27 protein-coding genes are annotated in these 26,671 nt (G+C 33.4%); 15 read left to right on the forward strand and 12 right to left on the reverse strand.

Going from position 1 to position 26,671, the window contains the following annotated elements:
- The first annotated feature begins 8 nt into the window (after positions 1-8).
- From ABD940_RS00375 to ABD940_RS00385, 3 genes are all read left to right on the forward strand, one after another.
- Positions 9-461, forward strand: coding sequence for a T9SS type A sorting domain-containing protein (locus ABD940_RS00375; RefSeq protein ID WP_345199583.1), 453 nt, complete (start codon positions 9-11; stop codon positions 459-461).
- A 15-nt stretch (positions 462-476) separates the two neighbouring features.
- Positions 477-1,592, forward strand: a complete 1,116-nt coding sequence (locus ABD940_RS00380; protein WP_345199584.1) for a cadherin repeat domain-containing protein — start codon at positions 477-479, stop codon at positions 1,590-1,592.
- 105 nt (positions 1,593-1,697) lie between these two features.
- A complete protein-coding gene (locus ABD940_RS00385; RefSeq protein WP_345199585.1) occupies positions 1,698-3,917 on the forward strand; it encodes an NADP-dependent isocitrate dehydrogenase in 2,220 nt (739 codons plus the stop codon).
- A 269-nt stretch (positions 3,918-4,186) separates the two neighbouring features.
- On the opposite strand, the gene ABD940_RS00390 is transcribed toward ABD940_RS00385, so the two are convergent.
- The gene (locus ABD940_RS00390; protein WP_345199587.1) at positions 4,187-4,534 is read right to left on the reverse strand and encodes a winged helix-turn-helix transcriptional regulator; all 348 of its coding nucleotides are present in this window, start codon (positions 4,532-4,534) and stop codon (positions 4,187-4,189) included.
- Between the two features lie 103 nt (positions 4,535-4,637).
- Between ABD940_RS00390 and ABD940_RS00395 the strand changes: the two genes are divergently transcribed.
- The 7 genes from ABD940_RS00395 (at position 4,638) to ABD940_RS00425 (ending at position 10,236) form a co-directional block, all read left to right on the forward strand.
- Positions 4,638-5,384 carry an SDR family oxidoreductase gene (locus ABD940_RS00395; protein ID WP_345199588.1) on the forward strand — a complete coding sequence of 249 codons (747 nt, stop codon included), beginning with the start codon at positions 4,638-4,640 and terminating at the stop codon, positions 5,382-5,384.
- A 174-nt stretch (positions 5,385-5,558) separates the two neighbouring features.
- Positions 5,559-6,542, forward strand: coding sequence for a heme-binding domain-containing protein (locus ABD940_RS00400; protein ID WP_345199589.1), 984 nt, complete (start codon positions 5,559-5,561; stop codon positions 6,540-6,542).
- Positions 6,542-6,982 (forward strand): hypothetical protein, encoded by a 441-nt coding sequence (locus tag ABD940_RS00405; protein WP_345199591.1) that lies wholly within the window; start codon positions 6,542-6,544, stop codon positions 6,980-6,982. Before ABD940_RS00400 ends, ABD940_RS00405 begins: the two co-directional genes overlap by 1 nt.
- Positions 6,983-7,120: 138 nt before the next feature.
- On the forward strand, positions 7,121-8,137 hold the full coding sequence (locus ABD940_RS00410) for a sensor histidine kinase (protein WP_345199593.1): 1,017 nt from the start codon (positions 7,121-7,123) through the stop codon (positions 8,135-8,137).
- Positions 8,118-8,882 (forward strand): LytR/AlgR family response regulator transcription factor, encoded by a 765-nt coding sequence (locus ABD940_RS00415; RefSeq protein ID WP_345199594.1) that lies wholly within the window; start codon positions 8,118-8,120, stop codon positions 8,880-8,882. Before ABD940_RS00410 ends, ABD940_RS00415 begins: the two co-directional genes overlap by 20 nt.
- 142 nt (positions 8,883-9,024) lie before the next feature.
- A complete protein-coding gene (locus tag ABD940_RS00420) occupies positions 9,025-9,798 on the forward strand; it encodes a DUF1223 domain-containing protein (protein WP_345199595.1) in 774 nt (257 codons plus the stop codon).
- Positions 9,799-9,843: 45 nt separating this feature from the next.
- On the forward strand, positions 9,844-10,236 hold the full coding sequence (locus ABD940_RS00425) for a DoxX family protein (RefSeq protein WP_345199596.1): 393 nt from the start codon (positions 9,844-9,846) through the stop codon (positions 10,234-10,236).
- Positions 10,237-10,366: 130 nt separating this feature from the next.
- Here the strand turns inward: ABD940_RS00425 and ABD940_RS00430 are convergent, their stop codons facing one another.
- The 4 genes from ABD940_RS00430 to ABD940_RS00445 all read right to left on the reverse strand — a co-directional run bounded on the left by ABD940_RS00430 (position 10,367) and on the right by ABD940_RS00445 (position 14,178).
- Positions 10,367-11,557, reverse strand: coding sequence for an MFS transporter (locus ABD940_RS00430; protein WP_345199597.1), 1,191 nt, complete (start codon positions 11,555-11,557; stop codon positions 10,367-10,369).
- Positions 11,558-11,634: 77 nt separating this feature from the next.
- A complete protein-coding gene (locus tag ABD940_RS00435; protein ID WP_345199599.1) occupies positions 11,635-12,636 on the reverse strand; it encodes an aldo/keto reductase in 1,002 nt (333 codons plus the stop codon).
- Between the two features lie 88 nt (positions 12,637-12,724).
- Entirely contained in the window at positions 12,725-13,630 is a 906-nt protein-coding gene (locus ABD940_RS00440; protein WP_345199600.1) for a helix-turn-helix domain-containing protein, read from the reverse strand.
- A gap of 122 nt (positions 13,631-13,752) precedes the next feature.
- On the reverse strand, positions 13,753-14,178 hold the full coding sequence (locus ABD940_RS00445; protein ID WP_345199601.1) for a hypothetical protein: 426 nt from the start codon (positions 14,176-14,178) through the stop codon (positions 13,753-13,755).
- Between the two features lie 272 nt (positions 14,179-14,450).
- Here ABD940_RS00445 and ABD940_RS00450 point away from each other — a divergent pair, with 272 nt between their 5' ends.
- Positions 14,451-14,738, forward strand: coding sequence for a GNAT family N-acetyltransferase (locus tag ABD940_RS00450; protein ID WP_345199602.1), 288 nt, complete (start codon positions 14,451-14,453; stop codon positions 14,736-14,738).
- 1 nt (position 14,739) lies between these two features.
- Here the strand turns inward: ABD940_RS00450 and ABD940_RS00455 are convergent, their stop codons facing one another.
- Entirely contained in the window at positions 14,740-15,837 is a 1,098-nt protein-coding gene (locus ABD940_RS00455; RefSeq protein ID WP_345199603.1) for an MBL fold metallo-hydrolase, read from the reverse strand.
- Between the two features lie 165 nt (positions 15,838-16,002).
- Here ABD940_RS00455 and ABD940_RS00460 point away from each other — a divergent pair, with 165 nt between their 5' ends.
- The 3 genes from ABD940_RS00460 (at position 16,003) to ABD940_RS00470 (ending at position 19,121) form a co-directional block, all read left to right on the forward strand.
- Positions 16,003-17,541 (forward strand): S41 family peptidase, encoded by a 1,539-nt coding sequence (locus ABD940_RS00460; RefSeq protein ID WP_345199605.1) that lies wholly within the window; start codon positions 16,003-16,005, stop codon positions 17,539-17,541.
- Positions 17,542-17,658: 117 nt separating this feature from the next.
- Positions 17,659-18,492 (forward strand): helix-turn-helix domain-containing protein, encoded by an 834-nt coding sequence (locus tag ABD940_RS00465; protein WP_345199606.1) that lies wholly within the window; start codon positions 17,659-17,661, stop codon positions 18,490-18,492.
- A gap of 62 nt (positions 18,493-18,554) precedes the next feature.
- Positions 18,555-19,121: a DUF417 family protein gene (locus tag ABD940_RS00470; RefSeq protein ID WP_345199607.1), complete on the forward strand. Its 567-nt coding sequence runs from the start codon at positions 18,555-18,557 to the stop codon at positions 19,119-19,121.
- A 68-nt stretch (positions 19,122-19,189) separates the two neighbouring features.
- Here the strand turns inward: ABD940_RS00470 and ABD940_RS00475 are convergent, their stop codons facing one another.
- The 5 genes from ABD940_RS00475 to ABD940_RS00495 all read right to left on the reverse strand — a co-directional run bounded on the left by ABD940_RS00475 (position 19,190) and on the right by ABD940_RS00495 (position 23,887).
- Complete coding sequence (locus ABD940_RS00475; RefSeq protein WP_345199608.1) at positions 19,190-19,786, reverse strand: hypothetical protein; 597 nt, start codon at positions 19,784-19,786, stop codon at positions 19,190-19,192.
- Positions 19,787-19,804: 18 nt separating this feature from the next.
- The gene (locus ABD940_RS00480) at positions 19,805-20,305 is read right to left on the reverse strand and encodes an RNA polymerase sigma factor (protein ID WP_345199610.1); all 501 of its coding nucleotides are present in this window, start codon (positions 20,303-20,305) and stop codon (positions 19,805-19,807) included.
- A gap of 128 nt (positions 20,306-20,433) precedes the next feature.
- Entirely contained in the window at positions 20,434-22,461 is a 2,028-nt protein-coding gene (locus ABD940_RS00485; RefSeq protein WP_345199611.1) for a M4 family metallopeptidase, read from the reverse strand.
- 94 nt (positions 22,462-22,555) lie between these two features.
- Complete coding sequence (locus tag ABD940_RS00490) at positions 22,556-23,368, reverse strand: hypothetical protein (protein WP_345199612.1); 813 nt, start codon at positions 23,366-23,368, stop codon at positions 22,556-22,558.
- An 18-nt stretch (positions 23,369-23,386) separates the two neighbouring features.
- A complete protein-coding gene (locus tag ABD940_RS00495; protein WP_345199613.1) occupies positions 23,387-23,887 on the reverse strand; it encodes an RNA polymerase sigma factor in 501 nt (166 codons plus the stop codon).
- Between the two features lie 132 nt (positions 23,888-24,019).
- Between ABD940_RS00495 and ABD940_RS00500 the strand changes: the two genes are divergently transcribed.
- Positions 24,020-24,850 (forward strand): alpha/beta fold hydrolase, encoded by an 831-nt coding sequence (locus ABD940_RS00500; RefSeq protein ID WP_345199614.1) that lies wholly within the window; start codon positions 24,020-24,022, stop codon positions 24,848-24,850.
- Positions 24,851-24,942: 92 nt separating this feature from the next.
- Here ABD940_RS00500 and ABD940_RS00505 read toward each other — a convergent pair whose 3' ends face one another.
- Positions 24,943-26,571: an NADP-dependent glyceraldehyde-3-phosphate dehydrogenase gene (locus tag ABD940_RS00505; protein WP_345199615.1), complete on the reverse strand. Its 1,629-nt coding sequence runs from the start codon at positions 26,569-26,571 to the stop codon at positions 24,943-24,945.
- Positions 26,572-26,671 lie beyond the last annotated feature (100 nt).

Raw genomic sequence — 26,671 nt, forward strand, 5'->3', positions numbered from 1 at the left:
TACTAATCATGCGAAAAAAAATTACTCTATTATTATTTGGAGTTCCGTTTTTCAGTTTTGCCCAATCCGCGATTGGAAGCATAAATTCCGGAGCGGTTTCTGCAGATAATTTCACACATTCCGTAGGAGAAATTTATGTAATCCCGACTGATCCTGATCAGGCAAATTCCGGAACAATGGGAATGCTTTATCAATCTGTTCTGAAAGTTCTGGGAATTTCTGAGCTTGAAAAAGACAACGTAAAAATCTACCCGAATCCGACTGCCGATTTTATTTATGTTAAATTAAATTCAAAATCAAAAATCGAAGGTGCAGAAATTTATGATCTTTCCGGAAAGCTTGTTTTTAAAACAAAATTAGACACAGAACAATTAGATCTAAGACAACTTCAGCAGGGAGTTTACATGATTGTTTTCAAAAACTCCGACATCAAACCAATTAAAATTATTAAAAAACCTTAAAAAAACTATTTGAACATGAAAAAATTATACGCTACTATAGGACTATTTCTTGCAACTTTATTAAGTGCGCAGGTTCCACAAGCTTTCAGTTACCAGACAATTGCTTTTAATGCAGCGGGAGCACCAATTGCCAACGGAAATGTTGCTTTGAGAGTAAGCATTTTGGAAAATTCTTCAACAGGAACAGTTTTATACACGGAAACTCATAGCAAAACTACAAATGCGAAAGGTTTGGTGAATTTAAATATCGGTCAGGGAACTGCTACAACAGGAACTTTTGGAGGTATCAACTGGGGAACAAATACAAAATTTGTAAAAGTTGAAATGGATCCTGCAGGTGGAAGTAACTATACAAATGTTGGGACAAATCAATTGATGAGTGTTCCTTATGCTCAGGTGAGTAAAACAGTTGTGACAGGTGCAGGACAGGGAATTACACTTACTTCTCCAAATGGAACAGCTTATACTTTGGGGGTAAATGATTCAGGAACGTTGAGTTTGCCTACAACTTCTAGCTCAACAGGTAATAATTTACCATCAAATCTATATATGTATGGATCTTATAATTCATTTAACGCTTCAGCTGCTGAATTAATGAAAGGTAATGGAATTCCAAAATTTGGATATAAGTATCTTCAAGCAAATACTCAGGTGAAATTTTTAGCTTCTCCTGGTAATGGAGCACAAACTTATGGATCTGATTCGTTTGGATCAATTGTTTCTAACGGAAGCAGCTATAATGTAACTTCTAATGGGTTTTATCAAATATTTGTAGGTTTTAATACGACAACAACTATCGGTGTTAATTTTGAGAATTTTGTTCCTAAAGTTCAATTTACCTCGACAAACGGAACTACACCTACGACTAATGTATCTTACAATAGCACAACTGGGAAATTCACAATAAATGTGTATGGAGTTACCAATAGCAATGGTGGATCTTTTTATATTCAGTTAGCTCCAAATGGTATAGAACCTGAAGATTTGGGTGATAATTTAAATGATGGATCATTTGATGTAAATGGCTCCGCTATTAATTTTCCAAATCTTACTTCTAGCCCTAAAAACTTCAAAATAGAGTTTAGCCTTAATTTTGATGCAACGGGAACTTATACAATTACACAAATATAAATTTAAAGAGGCAAAAGCCTCTTTTTTTATGCAAATAGCCTAAATAAAACAAGGATATTTACTAAATTTGTGGAACTAAAAAATCAAATAATAAATAACAGTATAATGTCAGACAAATCAAAAATCTATTACACCCTTACGGATGAGGCTCCAATGTTGGCAACACACTCGTTTTTACCGATTGTAAAAGCTTTTACAAAATCAGCAAACATTGAGATCGCGGTTCCTGATATTTCTTTGGCAGGAAGAATCTTAGCAAACTTCCCAGAATTTTTGAAAGATGATCAGAAGATCGGTGATGCTTTGGCTGAATTAGGTCAATTGGCTACTCAACCGGATGCAAACATTATCAAATTACCAAATATTTCAGCTTCTGCACCTCAATTAGATGCAGCTATCGCTGAATTACAGTCTAAAGGTTTCGCAGTTCCAAATTATCCTGCTGAACCTAAAAATGACGAAGAAAAAGCTATTAAAGCTAAATATGCTAAAGTTTTAGGAAGCGCTGTAAACCCTGTGTTAAGAGAAGGAAACTCTGACAGACGTGCTCCAAAAGCTGTTAAAAATTACGCAAAAGCAAACCCTCACAGAATGGGGAATTGGGCTTCTGACAGTAAAACCGACGTTGCTCACATGGACAACGGAGATTTCTACGGAACAGAAACTTCAATTACTCTTGAGAATGCTACAAAATATAAAATCGTTTTCAAAGGAAATGACGGTGCTGAAACTTTATTAAAAGATTTCGCAGGTCTTCAGGCTGGAGAAGTGATCGATTCTTCTGTAATGAACTTAAACGCTTTGAGAGCTTTCGTTCAACAGGCTATCGACGAGGCTAAAAACAGAAATGTACTTCTTTCTGCTCACTTGAAAGCGACGATGATGAAAATCTCTGATCCAATTATTTTCGGAGCTATCGTAGAAACTTTCTTTAAAGATGTTTTTGCTAAATATGCTGAAACGTTCAAGTCTTTAGATGTTAATCCAAACAACGGTCTTGCTGATCTTTTCGATAAGATCAAAGGAAATGCTCAGGAAGCTGATATTAAAGCTGATATTGAAGCTGCTTTAGCAAACGGACCAAGAGTGGCAATGGTAAACTCTGATAAAGGAATTACAAATTTCCACGTTCCTTCTGACATCATTGTTGATGCTTCTATGGCTGCTTTGGTAAGAGGTGGAGGAAAAATGTGGAACAAAGACGGAAACGAAGAAGATACAGTTTGTATCATTCCGGATCGTTCTTACGCAGGTTTTTATCAATCTGTAATTGATGATATGAAAGCACACGGAAAACTAGATCCTACAACAATGGGTTCTGTTCCGAATGTTGGTTTGATGGCTCAAAAAGCTGAAGAATATGGATCTCATGACAAAACTTTCCAAGCTACAGCTGAAGGAACAATTGAAGTTCAGGACGAAGCCGGAAATGTTCTTCTTTCTCAAAAAGTTGAAGCTGGGGATATTTTCAGAATGTGTCAGACTAAAGATGCTCCAATCCAGGACTGGGTAAAATTAGCGGTAAACAGAGCAAGACTTTCTGAAACTCCTGCTATTTTCTGGCTAGATAAAGGAAGAGCTCACGACAGAGAAATGATCAAAAAAGTTGAAAAATATTTAGCTGATCACGATACAAACGGACTTGACATTAAAATTCTTGATGTAAAAGATGCAATGACTGAAACGTTGAAAAGAGCAAGAGAAGGAAAAGATACAATTTCTGTTTCAGGAAACGTATTGAGAGATTATTTAACGGATCTTTTCCCAATTCTTGAGCTTGGAACTTCTGCTAAAATGCTTTCTATCGTTCCATTGATGAACGGTGGTGGTTTATTCGAAACAGGAGCTGGAGGTTCTGCTCCAAAACACGTTGAGCAGTTCATCGAAGAAGGTTATTTAAGATGGGATTCTTTAGGTGAATTCTTGGCTTTACAAGCTTCTTTAGAGCATTTAGCACAAACTCAAGGGAATACAAAATCTCAGGTTTTAGCTGATGCATTGGATGAAGCGAATGCTAAATTCTTAGCAACTGATAAGTCTCCGGCAAGAAAAGTTGGACAAATCGATAACAGAGGTTCTCACTTCTATTTAGCAATGTATTGGGCTGAAGCGTTGGCAAATCAAACTGCTGATGCTGAATTGGCTAAACAATTTGCTCCAATCGCAGAAGCTATGAAAGAAAACGAAGAAGTAATTAATTCTGAATTAATCGGTGCTCAAGGAAAACCTCAAGATATTGAAGGTTACTACAAAACTGACAAGTACAAAACTTACGCAGCAATGAGACCAAGCACAGTTTTAAATGAAATTATTGACGGAATTTAATTTTCGGATTTAATATAAATGAAAGCTCCTTTTTAAGGGGCTTTTTTTATTTTTAAACACAAATAGCACAAATGTTTTTCACAAATAACCACAAAGTAAATATCCATCCCTTTTGTCATTCTGACGAAGGAAGAATCTATACAAAATATTATTTTAAGTTTTGGCTAAAGCCAATTTTGGTTATATTTAAAGTAAAAACGGGCTAAAGCCCGTTCCTATTGATGCTGTAAAGCCTTTATAAATTGTGCTATTTGTGAAAAATATTTGTGCTATTTGTGTTTAAAACCCTCTCCCACAATCACTCTCCGATGTTCTCTACCCCAATTAATCATTTCTCCGATAATTGTTCCGAAAGTTCTGCAGTATTCAGTTGGTTCATATTCAATTAAAACGGGAGTTTCGGGATAAACAGTACGTTTTAACAGCTTATTTAACTCCATTTCTTTCAACTCCTTTGAAAGCATTCTTGTGGTAATTCCCGGGATGCTTCTTTCAATTTCGCGGAAACGTCTGTTACCATTGCAAAGCGAATTGATGACTGGAATTCTCCACTTTCCGCCAATGAAATAAAGGGTGTCCTGCAATGCTCTAAGCTCTTCGTTTTGATCTCTTTCCATGTCTGCAAAGTTAAATGATATAATTGATGATACCGATATACTCTGTGATACTGGTTACAAAAGTATATCAATTTGAAATAACTTTGTCAAAAATTTTAAAGAAATGAAAAAGTTTAATAACAAACTAGCCATCGTAACAGGTGGAAACAGCGGAATCGGATATGCAACTGCAAAAGAATTAATAGCAGAAGGCGCAAAAGTAATCATCACAGGAAGAAGAAAAGAAGCGGTTGAAAAAGCAGCAGAAGAATTAGGAGCAATTCCATTTGTAGCAGATCAGGCAAATCTTGATGATATTGATTTATTAAAAAATGAAATCGAAAATCAATATGGAAAAGTTGATATTCTGTTTATCAATGCCGGAATTACAGGAGGTTTAATTCCCATTGAAAACATGACTGCTGAGAATTTTGATAATGTGATGAATATCAATTTCAGAGGAGCTTATTTTACTTTGAATAAATTGATTCCTTTATTAAATGACGGAGCTTCTGTTGTCTTTTTATCATCGATTGTTGCAACAACATACCATCCGAATAATTCAGTTTATCAGGCAAGTAAAGCTGCATTAAATTCAATTGCAAAGACCGCAGCGGCAGAATTGGCACCAAGAAAAATCCGCGTAAACATGGTAAGTCCGGGACCTACAAAAACGGAAATCATGAACAAAGCAGGTTTAAATGAAGAAAAACTGAAAGGCATCAACGAATGGATGATCGATGCAATTCCTTTGAAAAAAATCGGAACAGCGGAAGATGTCGCAAAATTAGTTGTTTATTTGTCCGATGATAACGTTGCTAGTTTCATGACTGGAACAGAAATCGTTATTGATGGCGGAATGGTTTTATAGAAAACAAAAACATTAAATTTTTATTAATGTCGGCAATTTTGTTGTCGACATTTTTTAGTTTGGATTTTAAAGTCTGAAAATTCTAATTCATCTTTTGATTTGTCCGGTTCACCTAATTTTTGATTTCAAAACCCTATTTCAACACCTACTTTTGAACCATAAAAATAAATTATTATGGACTCATTAAAGAAAAAAAGAACAGCAAAACCCGTTGCTACCATATTTTTGGTAGTCTTAGGAATTTTTATTGTTTTACAGCTTTTCAATAAACCATTAGAAGGAAAACATATAACTAAAAAGATTGAAGCTCCCCACGAAGTTCTCGCAATTCTGGAAAATTCATGTTTTAACTGTCATTCCAATCAGCAAAATTTAAGTTGGTATGATAAAATTGCTCCGATTTCCTGGGCGGTGAATAAAGATGTAAAAAGAGCAAGAGAAATTCTGAATTTTTCAGAATGGAATTATTCAGCAGGAGAACATCAGGGAAAAATGTACGCCATTTTAAATATGATGCAAAGCGGAAAAATGCCTCTGCACGAATACACAATTCTTCATCCTTCAGCAAAAATCACTCAAAAAGAAATTGATATAATTAAAAAATATACACTTTCTTTATCAAGTGTTACACCTGTAAAAAATGAACTTAAAAACATTCATCAAAATATTAAAATTACAGAAAATCATACACCTTCAAAATTTCCTATTTCGCCGAATGGCGTAAAATATACAGATGATTATAAAAACTGGAAAGTCATCAGTATGAGCACACTTTTTGACAATTCGATAAGAGTAATTTACGGAAATGATATTGCTGTAAAAGCTATCGAAACAGAAAATTTTCATCCGTGGCCAAATGGAAGCATCGTTGTAAAATCCGTCTGGAAACAGGAAAAATCACCTGACGGAGAAATCAGAGCCGGAGAATTTGTCAATGCGCAATTCATGGTAAAAGATTCTAAAAAATATACAGATACAGAAGGTTGGGGATTTGCAAAATTTTCAGGAAATGATCTCCATCCAACAGGAAAAACGGCATCATTCGCCAGAGAATCCTGCATCGCCTGTCACCGACAGTTAGCCGAAAAAACAGGATACTTATTTGATGTTCCCATGAAAGTAAATACCGAAAGATTAATTAAAAACCTTCAGAAATAATGAAAAAAATATTGCTAATCATCGTATCAGTTTGTGCCATATTCACTGCCTGTAAAATTGACGAACCGGATAAAGATTTACATCGCGTTATTTTCGATCCTGGAAATTTGAAATTTATTTCAACCTCATTAAATGCAACAAAGGAAACCTCATCCGCTTTGTATGGAAACCAAAGTGCTTTGGAATCATTGTCAGGTGAAAATAATCAGCCAAAACCTAATTCTGAATTTAAATTAGTCACTTGGAGATATCATGAAAATCCTCAGTACATCGGAGGAACGATTACCGGAGAATTATTAAGTGTAGAAAAAATTAAAACAGATAAAAATGGAAATATTTCTTATTCAGTTAAAAATGCATCTAAAAAAGAACAAATTCAACCCAATAAGGAGGAGAGAATAAAATACATCATGAGTTACAAACCCGTCATAAGACCATAATAATAGTAAAAGTGAAGTGTGATCATCTGGAGTTGAGAAATCGGCTCCGGATGATCTTTTGAGTGAATTGACTATCCAAAATTTACAGAATTATCAACAAAAAATATTACCTTAACACCTTTAAAATTCACGGTTGTCATGCAACAACAAAAAATAAAAATTTCACAAGCCGTCATTTGGATAAGCTCTATTTTCTTAGGCGTTTTATCTTCAATTCCACAATTGGCTTCTCATGCTTTCAATTGGGAAGAAGCTGTGGTAAATTCAGCTATAACAGCGGCTTTTTCTGTGATCATGTGGTATCTCAACATTTATATGCTGAACCGCAACTCAGAGAAAAGACGACAAAATATTTCATATTCAAGATTGATGGTCGCTTTGGCTTTCGGGATGGTTATTATGTTTGGACTGGCTTGGATTCAGCAATTGATCTTATCACATATCAATTTCGGTCCGACCATGTTAATGATCGAAGTTCGTGGAATTTTAATCAATCTTGTCTGTTATATGTTTTTGACTTTATTGCAAAACAATTACGCAGGTCAACAAGTTCAGCTTGAATTGGAAAAAGTAAAAAGTGACAATCTTGGAGCACAATTTGAATTATTAAAACAGCAAATCAATCCACATTTTCTTTTCAACAGTTTAAATACTTTAAAATCAATGGCGGAAACGAATGATTCTGAAACTGTCGATTTTATCATGAAACTTTCTGACTTTTACCGATTTACACTAGAAAGTAGAAAATTAGACTTAATTACTGTTCAGGAAGAAATGAAAATCATCGATTCGTATATTTTTCTACAAAAAGCTAGATTTGGCGAAGGAATTACACTTACGAATGAATTGAATAATGATGTTTTAAAAACATTAATTCCACCATTTACATTACAATTATTAGTTGAAAATTGTATTAAGCATAATATTGTTTCACAAAGCAAACCTTTACATATCAAGATTTATAATTCTGAAAATAAAATCATTATCGAAAATCCTATTCAGAAAAAAATGACCGTTGAAGATTCATTAGGAATTGGACTTGATAATGTAAAACTACGCTACAAACACCTTTTAGAACAGGAAATAGAAATCAATTCAGACGAAAAAATCTTTCAAATAAAACTACCATTTATCCATGAATATAATCATTATTGAAGACGAATTTAGAGCTGCAAAATCCCTTCAAAATTTAATTGCAGAATTAAAACCTGAAGCTAAAATCACAGGAGTTTACGACAGTATTGAAATGAGTATCGAAGCTCTTAAAGAAAGTAAACCTGATCTTATTTTCATGGATATTCATTTGTCAGACGGGCTTTCCTTTGAAATTTTCAAGCAGGTAGAAATCACTTGTCCGGTTGTTTTCTGTACCGCTTTCGATCAATACATGCTCGATGCTTTTAAAAGTAAAGGCGTTGATTATGTATTGAAACCATTTTCACGTGACGATATTGCCGAAGCTTTCAGAAAATTTGATGAACTAAAGAAATTTTTTCAGAAAACAGAACTTCCAGAACTTGAAGCTCTTTTACAGAAAATTGCTCAACCGCAAGCTGCCGCAAAATCAAGTTTTTTAGTTTTTAAAAATCAAAAATATACCACGATTCCAACGGAGAATATAGCCTATTTTTTTATTCATAATGAAATTACACACTTAATGACTTTTGATAAACAACAGTTTCAGCTTACTCAAACATTGGGACAAATTGCAGAGCAGGTTTCTCAAAAACAATTTTTCAGAGTTAACCGACAATACATTATAAATTTCAGTGCAATTAAAGAAATGGAGCATTATTTTCAGCGAAAGATTTTGGTAAAACTGACCGTTGAAACTCCTGAACAACTTTTAATTAATAAAGAAAAATCCCACAGTTTCTTCACTTGGCTAGAGGATCGCTAACCTCAAACTTCCCTCTCCCAGCATCCATGCAAAAAACTTCAAGTTTATAAAATACAGGTTCACCTTTCATTTTGTCTGGTTGAACCTTTTTTGTATTCTTTCGCCTCGAAAAGGTGCCTACTTTTGAATCAAATTAAAAGAAATGGTACTAAAAAATCTAATAGGAATGGGAGCTTTCGTAGCATTGATGTTTACCGTATCCGCCTTTGTTCACGAAGAAAAAAAAGAAACAGCAGCACAAAATATTTCAACAAAAAATGCCGGATTTGCGGTGTTGGAATTATTCACTTCTGAAGGCTGCTCAAGTTGTCCGCCTGCAGATCAGTTGATGGGTGAGATTGAAAAAAAATACAAAGATCAGCCGGTTTACATCCTCTCCTATCACGTTGATTACTGGAACAGAATGGGTTGGAAAGATCGTTTCAGCAGTGCTCAAAATTCTAAGCGTCAACAGGAATACAGCAGCAAGTTGGGTTCTCAGGTTTATACTCCACAGTTGGTCATTAATGGAAAAACTGAGTTTGTAGGTTCTGACAAAAAAACAGTAGAAAATACTATTTCAAGCGTATTGAATGGTTTAAATGACAATAAAATTGATTTAAAAGCAAAAATTATTTCGAAAGAAATAAGCTTTAATTACACTATTTCGCAAATCAATTCTAATGATAAATTACTTATAACTTTTGTAGAAAAACAAGCTTCAACTAACGTTGGCGGAGGTGAAAATGAAGGTCGTCATTTACAACATTTTCAAATCGTTCAGAAGCAATATCCTGTGAATTTAAGCAGTAAAGAAGGAACTGCAACATTTCCAATTCCAAATAATTTCAATAGCAATGATTGGGAAGTGATTGGTTTGGTTCAGAATACGAGAAGCGGAGAAATTACGGCTTCTATAAAAGCAATATTTAATTAAAATTTACAAACAATAGAATATTAACAACTTAAAACAAAAAAAATTATGAAAACTAAAACAGCAAAAATCATCTTTTGGTCAGGCGCAATCTTTATGTCACTTTGGTTCGGAGCGAGCGGTTTCTTTGAATTAACGAAAAATCCTGTAGTTTGGGACATCACTCGACAATTGGGTTATCCACCACATTTCATCTACATTTTGGGAGTTTTCAAATTATCAGGAATTCTGGTCTTATTACTTCCCAACAGACTTTTGAGATTGAAGGAATGGGTCTTCGCAGGAATGTTCTTTGATATTATTTTCGCATTTTTCTCACAAATTGCCGTGCTTGGTTTTCCGGCAACGATTGATGCGATTGTAGCATTTACCGTACTTTCCATAACTTATTTGATGTTTAGAAAAATATATCATCCTGAAACAATTTTTGGAGAAGCTTAAAGTAAAAACAAAGTACATCCGTCTTTAGTAAAACAAATATCAACTTTTCAGACTTATGTTAAAAATAAATCCTCCCAGAAATGAGAGGATTTATTGTAGAAAATTATGAGTAGAAAATAATTGTTTTTAATTAAGCATGAGCTTTTCTTAATTTAATCAAACTTAAAATAAACAGTCCTAAAATTCCTAAGACAAAATATCCTTCTGCAACCTGCAGCTGAATCTGAGGTTTTATCATTGCCACAATTCCGTAACTGATTGCCGAAGTGATGATGAAAGCCACTCCGCCTGTTAAACCACCTGCAATGCCTGCAGAGTTCGGAAACCTTCCGATACAGTAAGAAAAATAGTTATTAAAAATAAATCCAGCCGTCACATGAATTAAAAATGCAAAGGCAACCAAACTGTAAATGTTATTTGAAAAATAGGAAGCAATAAACATTAAAATGATTAGAAATATTTGGACGAAGTTCGCATAACGAATTTTAGGCAAAAACGCTTTATTGATTAACGCTTTTCCTAAAAAACCACCTGTCATCCAAGCAAAACCAAGAATCAAAGAAACATAACCTGCAACTACTTCCGAATAGCCCATTTTATGTTCAATGATAAAAGACCCACATAAATTGAAAAACATAATCATAGAATAACTCAATCCGCACATTATCATTCCATAGAAAAAATCTTTTGCTTTAAACATTGAATTATATTCCTGAATTAAAAATTCAAAGCGAAAAGGATTCCTTTTTTTCAATGTTTCACCTGAAAATATTAACTCCAACATTAATAGCAACAAACTATACCCTGCCAAAACATAGAAATTTGATTGCCATCCGAAGTTTTTCTGTAAATATCCTCCGATAAATGGCGCAATAATCGGACCTACAGACCAAACAATCGTCATGATACTTAAATAATGTTTTCGCTCATCTCCTTCATAAACATCAACAAAAAATGCTCTTTTGGAAACCACTGCAAAACCCGACAAAATTCCCTGTAACACGCGCATTGCATAGATTACAAAAATATTTTGAGTAGTTGCCGTAATTAAAAATGACACCACAAATAAAGCCAACGAAGCCATTGAAACTTTATATCTTCCAAAGGAATCGACAATACTTCCTGCAAAAAACTGCGTCAGTCCGTAACTGATTAAAAATATGGATAATGTAAGTTGAATATTACTTTCCGTCTGATGCAATTCCGTCGCCATACTCGGCATTGAAGGCAGGTAAATATCCGTCGCCAAACCCGACATCGGAATTACAGCAAATGCTAAAATTGTAGCAATAAATTTATTTTTTTCTTTGAGTGTTACCATCTCTGTCATTAAATATTTTCATGAAAAACTCAGATTCCCGATACAATTTTCAGGAATCTGAATTTTATAAAATAGTTTTAATTGTTTACTAATTTCATAGAACCTTCACTGTATCTTTCCCCGATATTTGGATATTTTTTAAGAATAGAATCGATGGTTTCCAAATCTGAAGACGAAAGTTCAAGATTGATCGCTTCAATATTTTCTTCTAAATATTTGATACGTTTTGTTCCCGGAATCGGAATGATATCTTCGCCCTGATTCAAAACCCATGCAAGAGCTAATTGTGTTCCTTTCACTCCTTTTGAAGCTGCAAAATCGTTGATTTCTTTGGCTAAATTTTTATTATTTTCTAAATATTCAGCCTGATAACGAGGCAGAGATTTTCTGAAATCTTCATCTCCAAAATTCTGAACCTCATTAATATTAGAGAAAAGTCCTCTCGCCAAAGGAGAATACGGAACCAAAGTAATTCCCAGTTCTCTGATTGTCGGCAGAATTTCTTTCTCAACATCTTTGGTTAAAATAGAATATTCTGACTGCAAAGCCGTAATCGGGTGAATTTTATTCGCTTTTCTAATAGATTCTGCGGAAGCTTCCGATAATCCTAAATACCTTACTTTTCCGGCTTTTACCAAATCCGCCATTGCTCCGACCGTTTCTTCAACAGGAATATTCGGATCTACCCTATGAGCGTAATACAAATCAATTTCATCAATTTTTAATCTTTGAAGACTCAGATCAACTGCCTTTTTGATCCATTCCGGTGAACCGTCAAAATATGTTCCCGGAGCTCCACTGTGACTGGCTTTTCCATCTTTAAACCTGAATCCGAATTTTGTCGCGATAAAAATTTTATCCCGGTTTGGAACCAGAACTTTAGAGATCAGTTTTTCATTTTCTCCATTGGCATACATATCTGCTGTATCCAAAAAATTTATGCCCAAATCCAAGGCTTTGTGTAAAGTATTGATACTTTCCTGTTCGTCTGTTGGTCCGTACGCAAAACTCATTCCCATACATCCTAAACCGATGGCAGATAACTGCTCTCTTGTGTTTCCTAATTTTCTAAATTTCATGATAGCTTGTGATTTAAAATTTATAGTGCAAAGTTATAATTGAAACCTGATGTCTGTAATATAGAATTCAAACGAAGAATTATAAAATTCAAACAACGGCTGTTCTTACCGCATTTGGCGTCATTCCTGTTTGTTTTTTGAAATAATTGGTAAAATAAGCAGGTTCTTCAAAACCTAATCCATAAGCAATTTCAGAGATATTCCAGTCTGTGTGTTTTAATAATTCATTGGCTTCCTGAATAATTCTTGAAGTAATCTGCTGACTTGTCGTTCTTCCTGTAATCTCTTTCACAGAACGGTTTAAAGAATTAACATGAATAGACAAATTTTCGGCATAATCAACCGGACTTTTTAATCTTAAAAATCTTTCGGGGCTATCAATTGGAAACTGTCTTTCAAGCAACTCCATGAACAATGACGCAACTCTTTGCGAAGCATTCTGATAATGTTCAAAATTTTCAACGGGACGCATTTTCATGGTTTCGTGGATCAAAAGATGAAGATACGCTCGAAGCATATCATATTTATGTAGATAATCCGATTGAATTTCCGTCATCATTTTAATAAAGATATCTGCGACAGTTTTCTGCTGTTCCTCATCAATAAAGAAAATCGGAGTTCCTCCAACTCTGAAAAGCGGCGATTCCTGAAGTGTTCCCAAACGATTTCCATCATATAAAAAATGATCGGTAAAAAGACAGAAAAACCCTTTCTGATCGTTATCATCGGCTTCCCAGGAATATGGAATCGCAGGATTTGAAAACAATAATGCAGGTTTGTCCACATGAACCCATTTATCGGCATAATGAAGTTTTCCTTTTCCTATAATTAATGAAATTTTATAATAATCTCTCCTGCTGTAAGGCGTAATTGATGAACAATTTTCTCGTGAAAATACATTAAAATGCCCTACTCCGGGAGTTTTAATGCATTGTAAACCTTTGTTAAGAGCATTGCGCTCGTAAAAACCTTTTACTGTTTCTCTTGATTCCATGATTCAAAATTATAAAATTCAAACAGAAATCAAATCATAAAATAATGATAATCGATAAAATAAAAAATGACCGATCTTTCGATCAGTCACTTCAAAAATTGAATGTATAGTTGATAATTGGTTTAATGATGATGTCCGTTTCCGTGTTTTTCTTTTACAACATAAACTTTCTTATTATTATGTTTATATTTTTTATCATTATTCTTGTTTCTGTTATAAACTGCTACGGGATTTTGACCTTTATAATATTTATTTTTAAATTTTAAATATTTATCACGTCCCATAATTCTTTCCAGCTCAACATATCTGTCATTTCTCCATCGATCGGGATTGCTTACGTACACTCTGTTCCAAGAGTTGTAATCATGATATCGGTCATTCAATGAATAAATTTCATTAGCCTGAGTTTTTGACAATAGTAAGTCTGCAATTACAGTCTGCCAATTTACGTCTGTGACGCTTCTTCTATAATCATTATAATAATCTGACTGTGCATAGCTTAAACCAAATCCTCCAACGAGCATTATAGTTAATAATAACTTTTTCATTTTCACTTTATTTAAATTAAACTACTATTGAATTTTCAATTAAAATGCCAAATGCATGAAAGGCACTCACAATGTTTGTTAAAGGAAATATAACTAATTGATAATCTTTGAACTATTTATATTTTAATTATTGAAGAAAATCTTAATGATGCTAAAATTTGTTATTAATTTTATAAATCTTGGACTTTCTTTATTATTTAATCTTAAAAATTTGTAATTTTAAAAGGAGAAAATTTATCAGAAATCATTAATTCAATCAAATCTCAATAATTATGGAAAATATAAAATTTGAAGTATCTCCATATCAGGACGAATTGCAGATACTAATTGATGAAAAAAAAGCGGGTTATATGTCCATAGAGATTGACGGCAGACTTCTGATCGTCTACTACACCAAGCTTGATGAAGAACGTGAAGGAAAAGGATATGCCAAAATGCTTCTGGACGAATTGGTTCGCTATGCCGAAGAAAAAGACCTATTGGTAGATCCTGAATGTGATTTTGTAAGACAGCAATTCGAAAATCATCCTGCGAGATACAAAGATATTTGGCACGCGTAAATTAATCTTTCCACCAAATTTTGAACTGATTGTCTGATTTATTCAGATCAACAGGTTCACCAATAATCGGGGTTAAAATATGTAGATTTTTCTCTTTTCCGAGTCTTGTTACTTTTTCCAAAGGTTCGTTCCATGCGTGAAGAGCCAAAGCGAATTTCGACGAGTGAACCGGAATAATATTTTTCGCATTTACATCAATACTTGCCTGAACAACATCTTCCGGCAATGCATGAATATATTTCCAAGCTTCGTTGTACTGCCCGTTTTCGATGATTGCATAATCGAAAGGTCCGTATTTTTCCCCTATCATTTTGAAATGAGCGTCGTAGCCGCTATCACCTCCCAAAAATAATTTTCTTGTCGGAGTTTCCAGAACATAAGAAGTCCAAAGTGTAACGTTTCTTTTTACTTTTCGTCCTGAAAAATGTCTTGCAGGAGTGTAAATAATTTTAAGGTCATTTTTTAAATTCACTTCTGTACCCCACTCTTCTTCAATCAACTGCTCAGATTTATAGCCCCATCTTTCCAAATGTGCACCAACACCCAAAGGTAAAATGACTTTTGAAACTTTGTTCTTAATTGCTTTTACCGTTGGATAATCCAAATGATCGTAGTGATCGTGAGTAATGACCAAATAATCAAGGTTCGGAATGTCTTCCGGTTTAAAGATATCCGCTCCGGAAAATGCTTTGTTGAAAAATTTAAACGGAGAACCATATAAACTTAAAACAGGATCAATTAAAAATGAAACTCCATTCGTCTGAATATAATAAGAAGAATGCCCCAACCAAACGAAAACATCCTGATCTTTAGGAATATTTTTTAGATCTGTATGAATAGAAGGAATATTTTTTAAAGGTTTTAAAAGCGGATCTTTTTTCTTAAAAAAGAAATTAAACATCACTCTCGGCATAGAATATCCTTCTGTAAGTGATGGCGTATAACTTAAGTTTTGAAACTGATTATCTTTATAATTCTTCGATTGCTGCATTCTTTTTAACCTTTCACCTTTCGCTTCTGAACCAAAAACTTCCTGACCTGTAATAACGAAATATAATAAAATTACTAAAACTACAATGGCAATAATTGTGTACATCATTTCTTAAAAATAGGAGTCAAATGTATGACTTTATATGATATGACGATTTAAAAATACAAAACCTTTATTTTTTACTTAAATTTCAAAGAATTAGGGTAATTTATTTACTGAAATCATTAATTGATTGCGTGAAACTGCTTAATTTAGCGTTCGGAAAAATTCAAAATGCGCCTAAAAAATTATTTAATATTATTATTGATTATTTCGCTGACTTCCTGTTTATCAGTAAGAAAGCATAATGAACAGCAAAAAGTCTGCATTTCTCCTGAAAAACAGAAAGAGGATGTTGATTTTGCTTATTCAAAATTACAAGAAACTCATCCACAACTTTACTGGTATATTTCAAAAGAAAATCTGGATCATAAATTTGACAGTTTAAAACAAACTATCAATGAGCCACTTACACCACTTCAATTTTATTTTAAATTGCAGCCCGTTATCGCAGAAATTCGTGAAGGACATCTTTCATTGAGAATTCCGTCAAAAAGAATTACAAAAAAAGAAATCAAAACATTAGAAGGAAAAAAAGGAATGTTCAGCCGTTTTGAATATTATGTTAAAGACGACCGACTTTTTATTATTGAAAACAAAGATTCTATACAAAATATAAAGCCCGGAACTGAAATCCTTACCATTGACCAAATTCCCGTTTCCGATTATATTAAAAGATACAGAAAACTAATCAGTAGTGATGGTTTTAATACCACTTTTCAGCCTTATTATCTGAAAGATGTTTTCTTTAATTATTACGTTGCAGAAAAAGGTTACGAAGATCGGGCAACACTTGAAACTGTTTATAACGGAGAAAAAAAGACCTATAAACTAACCCGGGAATCAAAATCTGAAACCGACCTTAAACAGGATAAAGAGAACAAAAAGCGAACTCAGGAAAAAAAGGTAAATGACTATATCGCTTTCAACAATTCTTATAACAGAAATTTCAAGTTTTTAGATAAAGACAGCACGATTGCTTACATAAAAGTGAAAAGTTTTTCGAGTGATTATTCTTCAAGATTTTATAAGGAAACTTTCAAAAAAATCAAAAATGCAAAATCATCCTATTTAATTATTGATGTTCGAAATAATTATGGCGGTTCGTTGGAAGAGATCAACAATTTGTACTCTTATTTAAGTCCGGAACCTTACACTTTGATAAAACCGTCACAGGTTATTTCAAAAACTTCACCTCTGAAAACCAATTATTTCAGAAAAAGTAATCCTTTTCAATTTATTTTAAAAACCTTGGCTTATCCTGCTTTTTTCTTTGCACAGACTTTCAGCACGTATAAAAAAGACGGTAAATTTTATTATAAAAGCAGATCGGACAAACAATCAAAACCTAAGGAAAATGTTTTCAAAGGAAAAGTTTTTGTTTTAATCAATGGAGGAAGTTTTTCCGCATCATCTATCATTACTTCTAAGCTTAAAAATGACAAAAGAGTGGTTCTTGTAGGCGAAGAAACCGGCGGTGCCAATGACGGAACTGTTGCAGGATTCTATTCTTATCAAACCCTTCAAAATTCTAAAATCGATTTGCCGATCGGAGTACTTTTGGTACAACCTAATATTATTTTTACGAATACAAAAAAAGGCGTAATTCCTGATGTTTCAATAACTGAAACTATGCAGGATATCATTGATAAAAAAGATCCTGAAATGGAATGGATTATGAAAGAAATCGAAAAAGAAAAAAGCACTAAATAATTTATAATAGTTAATGGTAAAAAATATCTTTACAGCTTTTAAAATTATTGTTTCCATCATTATTCTGTGGTTTGTAATTCATTAAATTTATAAAAGAAAATTATGTAGTTTTATGCCATGAAAAGTACTTTTTTTTCCGTCCGTAAAGAGGATTCGGAATCTTTCAAAAATATTTTCAGTGATTCGATGTATCACATTTTTCTGTTCAATGGAAACGGGAAAATTATTGTTGATTTTGTAGAGTATGAATTCAATGGCAGAACTGTATTTTTCTCTTCACCTTTTCAAAATATTCAGATTTTAAGTGAAACTCAATTTGAGGTTGAAATTTTAAATTTCCACAGTGATTTTTATTGCATAGAATATCATAAAAAAGAAGTTGCCTGTAATGGTTTACTTTTCAATAATATTTATCTTTTTCCGCATTTTTCCTTACATGAAGAAGTTTATAAAGAAATATCAAATTACTTCTCGAAAATTCAGAAAGTAGATTATCATGAAGATTTTTCAGGTTCTGTTTTACAGTCTTATCTTCAGCTGATCTTGGCAATTTCAAGTCGTGAAAAGAACAAGTTATTATTTGATAAAGAATTAATTAAAGATGATTTTAATGACCTCAAATCATTTCAAAACTTGGTGGAAGAACATTTCCTTTCAGAGAAAAACCTGGCTTTTTATGCCGACTTGCTTCATGTCACTTCAAATACTTTAAGCAAAAAAATTAAATCAAAATTCAATAAAACGCCTTCACAAATTATTCAGGAAAGAGTCATTTTAGAAGCTAAGAAACAGATTCATCTTACGAGAAAATCAATTAAAGAAATTGCTATTGAACTTAACTTTAACGACGAGTTTCATTTCAGCAAATATTTCAAAAAACATGTCGGAATTTCGCCTACACAATTCAGAAAAGAGGCAGGAATTTCCATCGTGGCAGATTTGTACAAATAACATCCATAATTGTCTATTCTATTGCTTTTAGGTTCAGCATAACTTTGTCAAAAAAATAAATTATGTTAGAACTTTTAGCAAAATCACAGAAAAATTTCATTCATTTTTTAAGAATAAGCATTTTTATAGTTATGGCTTGGATCGGTGGTCTTAAAGCTTATCATTACGAAGCGGAAGGAATCATTCCTTTCGTTGCAAACTCCCCTTTTATGAGTTTTATGCTGAACAAAAAAGTTTCAGATGCCGATAATTACAAACTTCATAAAAACAAAGAAGGTGAGGTGATTCCCGAAAATGTAAAATGGCATGAAACGAACGGGACTTACATTTTTTCTCACGGATTGGGAACTGTAATTGTATTAATCGGGATCACAGTTTTATTAGGCATTTTTTACCCGAAAATTGGATTAGTTAGTGGTATTTTAACGGCAGGAATGTCTTTTGTGACCCTTTCGTTTTTGATTACAACTCCGGAAGTCTGGGTTCCGAATTTAGGAGGAAGTGACTATGGTTTTCCTTTACTTTCGGGAGCCGGAAGGTTGGTTATAAAAGATATTATTATGATGGCAGGTGGATTAGTAATCGCTTCCGATTCTGCAAAAGATATTTTGAATTTGAGAAAGGCGTAAATTTTCTATATTAAGTGGTTTCGGCGGGCTGAAAGCCCGCCGAAACCTTTTCAAATTAAACTTGAAAGTTATTTTTTAAGCTCAACTAAAAGATTTTCAATCTGATCAATATGTTTTCCGTAAAACTTCTTAAACCACCATTTTCCGAATAAAAATAAAAGAGGCATTGTAATCACCAATGATCCGATAAGTATGGTAGCAATTTTTAAATTAGATAACGGAACCGGACGCGGAATAAATTCCAAAACAATAATTATTTCGCAGACCAAAAACGGAACAAACGCCAAATAGAATGACAGATAATATTGCTTATTCAAATTAAACTGATACAATAAGTCTTTCAGACCGTCGTACGTTTTCATCATAGGATCGGTGATGTTTTTATACAATTTAAAAAATTGACTGAAAAAGAAAAATGTCACAAAAACCATTGAAGCAATCAAAATAGTAATGTAAAATTTAAACTTAAAAGGTCCAGGAGATAGAGCGATCAAAGCGAAAGCAAAAACGAAAATTCCAACGGTTGACCAGAATTCCATGCGCATATTTTTGCGTATTTTCTCAAGCGGAAGATTAATTTTATTTTTTTGCTCAATGCTGATTTTCGGTGTTTCATCAAAAGAATCGTCTTCGTTCCATGTATTTTTCAGTTCATCTATATTCATGATAATTGATTTAAAAAGTTAGTATTTATTTGTGTTTAAGATATCTTTCAACTTGTTTTTGGCGCGGTTCATTTTCACTCTTACATTTCCTTCGGAAATTCCCATTTGTTCGGCAATTTCTTTCCCTGAAAAATCTTCCAGATAATAAAAAATAAAAGCTTTATCAATGGGATTCAGTTGATGAATCGCTTTATACATAGCATTCAGTTTTTCTTCTTTTTCATGATCAAATTCCTCCTGAATAATTTTATATTCTGAAAAATCATCATTTTCTATAAAACTTCTCTTTTTTTCATTTTTAAGAAAAATAATGGCTGTATTCAGAGCAATTCTGTACAACCAGGTTGAAAATTCGCTCTCTCCTTTAAACTTCGGATAAGCCTTCCAGACTTGGTAAGTGATCTCCTGAAAAAGATCATCGCGGTCATCTTTTTCGTCCATGTACATTTTGGAAATCTTAAAAATGATTCCTTTATGTTTTTCAATTTCTCCTAAAAATTCGTGTTCTAATGAGCTCATGATTTTTACTCTCTATAGAGTTAGTTGCTTATTGAAAAATATGTTACACTTTTTTGTGAAAATAAATAAAAAAACCCGACAGAAATTTCTGCCGGGCTTCCATTGTGTGTTTTTTTGATCATGAAAACTTATTCTACTACTATCTTTTTAGAAATAGCAGTACCATTGAAACTAATTTTAATTATATAAACACCTTTTTGTATTCCGCTGATATTGATTTTATTTGTTCCTTTACTTAATTTTTCCGAAGATTTCACCAATTTCCCTGAAACATCATAAATTTCAAATGCTGCTTCATTTTTATTGTTTTCAATAGTGAATACTCCATTTTTAACAGGATTTGGATAAATATTGAACTGACTTTCCAAATTGTCTTTCACTTCATTTGTTGATAATAAAAGTCCGTTTCCGATCCCTACTGCATACCAAGCTTTTACGTTTTGTAACTGTTCATTTCCTGATGCTCCGTATAAATCTGTAACCGCTTGTTTACTTGCATTATAGGCATCAATAAACTGACTGTTTGCTGTAAGATAATTGGTTAAAGTTCGATACGCTATTTTTTCAGCCTTTTGTATGGTAATTCCTGTTACACTAAATGCATTCCCAATATCATTAGTTCCTGAACCGCCCATTGATAAAAGGTAAAACCAATAATTTCCTACTCCGCTATTCGTGTGGACTCCTCCATTATCGTTTGTAGTATTATACGGCGGCAAAGTACTTTTCCAATACGTTCCCTGATAAGTATCCGGTTGCTGAGAACCTAATGCTGCAGGTCCTGAATTAGGATTCGACATACTTCTTAAAAATGTAAAACCTAAAGCCGGATTTGGAAGACCTTCACCAATTGTCCAGTTCGGACTGATATTAGAATAAAATTCTATTGCCGCACCAAACATATCTGCAAAAGACTCATTCAAAGCTCCTGACTCTCCCTGATAAGCCAAATTCGCAGTTCTACTGACCATCAAGTGAGAATATTCATGTCCCGCAACATCTATTCCCACAAAAGGATTGAAATATCCGGATTGCCCTTGATAAGTTCCGTTTCCATACACCATCGCAACAATTCCCTGTGTATCCAATGCGGCTGCATTCACTCCATTTACAGGCTGTCCTGCGCTTGCGAAATTGATATTGTAATAATTTCTGATGATAGAACCATTTCCGTCATAAGAATTTCTTCCGTGTCTGTTGATATAATAATCATGTGCATTTGCCATTGCCCAATGAACTTCCACCGGTGGTTTTGTTTCTGTTGTCGTGAAATTTGGTGTTGCACTTGTGTATTCAGTAATTGTACCTGTCAACTCTCCCGTAACTGTATTTCCGCTTCCGTCCCAATTTGTTCCGTTTAAAGTATGAATATTTCTTGCGTTATCTTTCAGACGGTAAGCTCCGTTGTTTGAATCAACCGTAATTTGTTGATTTCCTTTATAAAAAGTAGCGCTCGAAGAGGATGTGTCAACGAACGGTTTTGCGGTACTACTTATTCCGTTATTGTGATGATGAATTTTTTCTAATTTTTTCACAATCTGCTTCGTCGAATTATCTACATAATACATATAGCTTTGTAAAGCCTTCAAAGAAAGTGCATTGATCTGAGAAACAGAATATAATTTTACTCCTTTATCTGAAGCAACTTTTGTAATGACCTGATCAAAATCTGCAAAAGTAATATTCGGAGCTCTCATCTCTTCACTTACAATATTTTCAGTTTCAGATTTTGTAAGAGGCTGTGAAATTGGCAAATCGATATTATTTGTGAATTCTCCGTTTACGAAAGTAAGCAAGCCATTTTTCTCATGAATTAATATCAATTCATCCGCAACTTTTATATTTTTATAATAATGCTGAAAAGAAGAATGTTTAATGCCCAATTCATCCGTAGAAGTTTTTACCAACATAAACGAATGATATCCATTACTTCCCAGCCATTCTCCTAAATGACTGATAAGAAAATCCGACGAAATATTCTGTCCGCTGAAATCTGCGCTGAAATTTCCCATTGATGATGTGGTAATTCTTTTAGGCAAATTTTTCACGCTAGTTTCCGTGCGATCATTTTGCTGAGCCTTCACCAAAGAAATTGGTGCAATACCAACGGTAAATGTAAAAACTAAAGCCTTAACAATTGTAACTGTCTTTTTCATATTTATTTTTTGATTGAATCTGACAGTTAGTAGAAAAAGATAATATTTGTTACAAAATGACTAATTATTTTAAGTAAAATTTAAAATAATATTATTAATTTCCTCTATTTAAAGCTTTTTGAAGAATATTCAAATCTATCCAATTAAGCTTGGCTCCTATTAAAATGATGACAACAAGAACTATTGTTAAGAATACAATAATGAAAATATAAACTGAAATAAACCACAAGATTGTATTGAGAACATTTCCTCTGATCCCGAATTTATTAATGAAAAATTTCTGAGAACGCTCAAACCATGTCTTTTTTCTGATCTTTTTAGGCGCAACTTCCACTCCATTCAGTTCGTCTACTACATGTACAACATCTTCAATATATTTGCCGTACATATAATAAATCCAATATTTAATAATAAAACAAAGCAACATAATTGTGATCAAAAAACTAATCCCGAAAATTGCAACATGATAATCTTCATTAAACTGAAAACCAATCTCATCCAACGATAAAACAAAAGCCAAAGGAATGTAAGAAATGTAATAGGAAATATAAATTTCCTTAGAAACTAAAAGCTGGGTTTTGATATTAAACAAGTCATAATTTGTATTAATACTGGTTTTAGTAAGCATTTTATACAGTTTCAAAAATCTCGAATAAAAATAGACAATCAAGCCAATCGTTAAAAGTGTAACGAATATTGAAATCGTCTTTACATTAAAATCTTTTGTTGCAAAAGGAAAACCAATTAAAAGTGTCGGTAAAGTTACTACCATTAACCAAAATTCGGTTTTCATATTAATTTTGATCATCTCCAGCGGAGAATGAATTTCGTTCTGTTTTTCCAAAGAAATTTCCGGAAGATCATCGCTGTCTTTGTTCCAGAGTTCTTTAAAATTTTCTAATTCCATACTTTAGATGTTTAAAATTTAAACCGTCCTTTTTTCAATTATCTCTTTCAGCTTGGCTTTTGCCCGATTGAGTTTCACCCTCGCATTTACTTCTGTAATTCCCAGCTGCATAGCAATCTCTTTACCCGGAAAATCTTCCAAAAAGAAAAAAATAAGAGCTTTATCTATTGGACTTAACTGATGGATAGCTTCATACATCATCTTCATATTCCTGTCGTCTGTATCATTGTAAGACTCATGATGAATACTGAGATTTTCTATACTTTGATTCTGTATAAAACTACGTTTTTTTTCGCTTCGAAGAAAAACAATTGCTGTATTGAGTGCCGTTCTGTAAAGCCATGTAGAAAATTCACTCTTTTTCTGAAAATCGCTGTAGGATTTCCATGACTGATAGATGATCTCCTGATAGAGGTCATTCTGATCGTCAAGGTTGTCCATATACATCTTCGAGATCTTGAAAATCACGCCTTTATGCTTTTCAATTTTCTCCAAGAATTCTTTTTCCAGTGAAGACATTAAATTTAGGCTATGTTTCAGTTAGTAGAAATTTTAAATTTTTGTTACATTTTAAAATTAAACTTTAGATACCACACTTTATTTTAATGGCTTAATATTTGAAATTTATGAGTAACACCAAACAATATAAATATGCCTTACATTACAAAACAAAATGAAAAAAGTTTTGAACTTTACTATGAAGATTTCGGATCGGGACAGCCGATTATTTTAATTCACGGTTGGCCTTTAAGTGGAAAATCCTGGGAAATGCAGATTCCCGTACTTCTTAATCTGGGATATCGAGTAATTACTTACGATAGAAAAGGTTTCGGGAAATCTTCCCCTACTTTAGACGGATATGATTACGATGGATTAGCAAAAGATTTACATGAATTAATTTCACAATTAGAATTAAAAAACGTTATTCTTTTCGGTTTTTCAATGGGAGGTGGTGAAGTTGTTCGTTACTTAACAAATTACGGTTCTGATAATGTAAGTAAAGTTGCATTGATTTCATCCATTATTCCTTTGGTAAAGCAAAAAGAAGATAATCCGAATGGCGTTCCGCAGGAAAAACTTGACGAAATCATGAATGCTCTGAAAACGGATAGAATCACTTTTCTGGAATCATTTCACAAGGATTTTTACAACTACGGATTTCTTTCTCAATCAGTAAGCCAAAAACAGCTTGATTATGACTGGACAATTGCTTCTTTTGCAAACCCAATTGCCACAATAAAATGTGCCGAAAGCTGGGCAAATACAGATTTCCGTCCTGAACTGCAAAATGTAACTGTAAGAACGCTAATTGTTCACGGAGATTCTGATAATATCGTACCAATTGAAACTGCCGGAAAACAGGCTTCAAAAGGAATCCCGGACAACGATTTTTTCATCATCGAAGGCGCTCCACATGGTTTGAATGTCACTCATGCAGACGAACTGAATGATATTATCACAAAATTTCTGACAGCACTATAACTTTTCTTCCAATATATGTTTTTGATTTTCATTAATCAAAAAATCCGCAATATTATTTATTGCGGATTTTCTTTTTTATTTAAAATATGTAATTAAAAAATATAATCTGTACTTAAGAAATTTGAATCGTGATCTCTCACAATTGTATTCAATAAATTTTTGTTGGAATCTGTGATTTTCGCTGCCACCAAAGAACGGATCGAGAACGAACGAAGCGCATCAAAAACAGACAAAGTACCTTCTGCGCTGTCTTTTCTTCCCGTAAAAGGAAAAACATCCGGACCTCTTTGAGCCTGACAATTGATGTTTACACGACTCACCAAATTCACAAAAGGATCTATTAATTTTGAAACTTCCATCGCATCTTCACTGAAAATACTCACCTGCATTCCGTGATCTGCATTCACCTGATAATCGATCGGCTCCTGAATATCATCAAACGGAACAACCGGAATTACTGGTCCAAACTGTTCTTCATGATACAGTTTCATATCGCTGTTTACTGGATAAACAACCGCAGGAAAAACAAAAGACGCTTCGTTGTAACCTCCATTTTCATTAAGCACTTTTGCTCCTTTCGCCAAAGCATCATCAATACATTCTTTTAAATATGGTGGTTTATTAACTTCCGGAAGCGGTGTAATTTTCACATCTTTTTCCCACGGAAGTCCGCCTTTCATTGCAGAAACTGCAGCCGTTAATTTTTGTGTAAACTCTTCTGCAACATCTTTCTGAACGAAAATTAATTTTAAAGCAGTACATCTTTGTCCGTTAAAAGAAAGCGATCCCAAAATACATTCGCTTACCGCGACATCAAGATTTGCATTTTTTGTAACAATCGCTGCATTTTTTGCATCTAAGCTTAAAATAGCTCTTAAACGATTAACTTTAGGATGAAGTTTTTTCAAACCGTTTGCTACTTTACTGGATCCGATGAATGCCAAAACATTCACTTTTCCGCTTTCCATGATTGGCGTGATGATCTCTGAACCTTTTCCGTATAATGTATTTACGGTTCCTTTCGGGAAAGCTTCTTTGAAAGCATTTAACAAAGGATAATGCGCTAAAACACCATGCTTAGGAAGTTTAAACAAAATTGTATTTCCCATGATCAAAGCAGGAATCAACGTTGTAAAAATTTCATTCAAAGGATAATTAAAAGGTCCCATACTCAAAACAACACCAAGCGGAGCTCTTCTGATCTGTGCAATGGTTCCTTCCGCCTGTTGGAAACGTGAAGATTCTCTATCTAAATCTTTCAGTGCATCAATAGTTTGATTAATGTAATCTACTGTTCTGTCGAATTCCTTTGTAGAATCTGCCAATGTTTTCCCGATTTCCCACATTAACAATTTAATTACAAGATCTCGCTCTTTAATCATCAGATAAACAAACTTCTGCATACATTTTATTCTTCCTTCCACAGACATGGTCGGCCATTCTCCCAATCCGTTGTCATAGGCTTTTACACAGGCTTCAAGAACCTCAAGTGCTTCGTCCGGACCGATATTGGGAATGCTTCCCAAGAGTTTTCTTTCCAGTCCGTTTTCTGTGGGAATGCAGACCGGTGAATAAATATTCTGTACATCACCGTTCCATTCTACCAACTCTCCATTTAAGAGATAAACTTTCTGGTGGATTTCGGGAACTTTATATTCTTCGGGAATTTCGTTTTCGGGTTTAAATATTTCATGAAATGATGGTGTATTTACTGAATCCATAAATCTTTTATTTTTTTAATAGTATTAGTGTAAACTTTTGATAGAATAAAGGTAGACGTAAAAATTGACTTTAAAAAGAGCTGATTAATAGATTTGCTCT

Origin of the sequence: Chryseobacterium ginsengisoli, from assembly GCF_039542325.1 — a bacterium.
GTDB lineage: Bacteria > Bacteroidota > Bacteroidia > Flavobacteriales > Weeksellaceae > Chryseobacterium > Chryseobacterium ginsengisoli.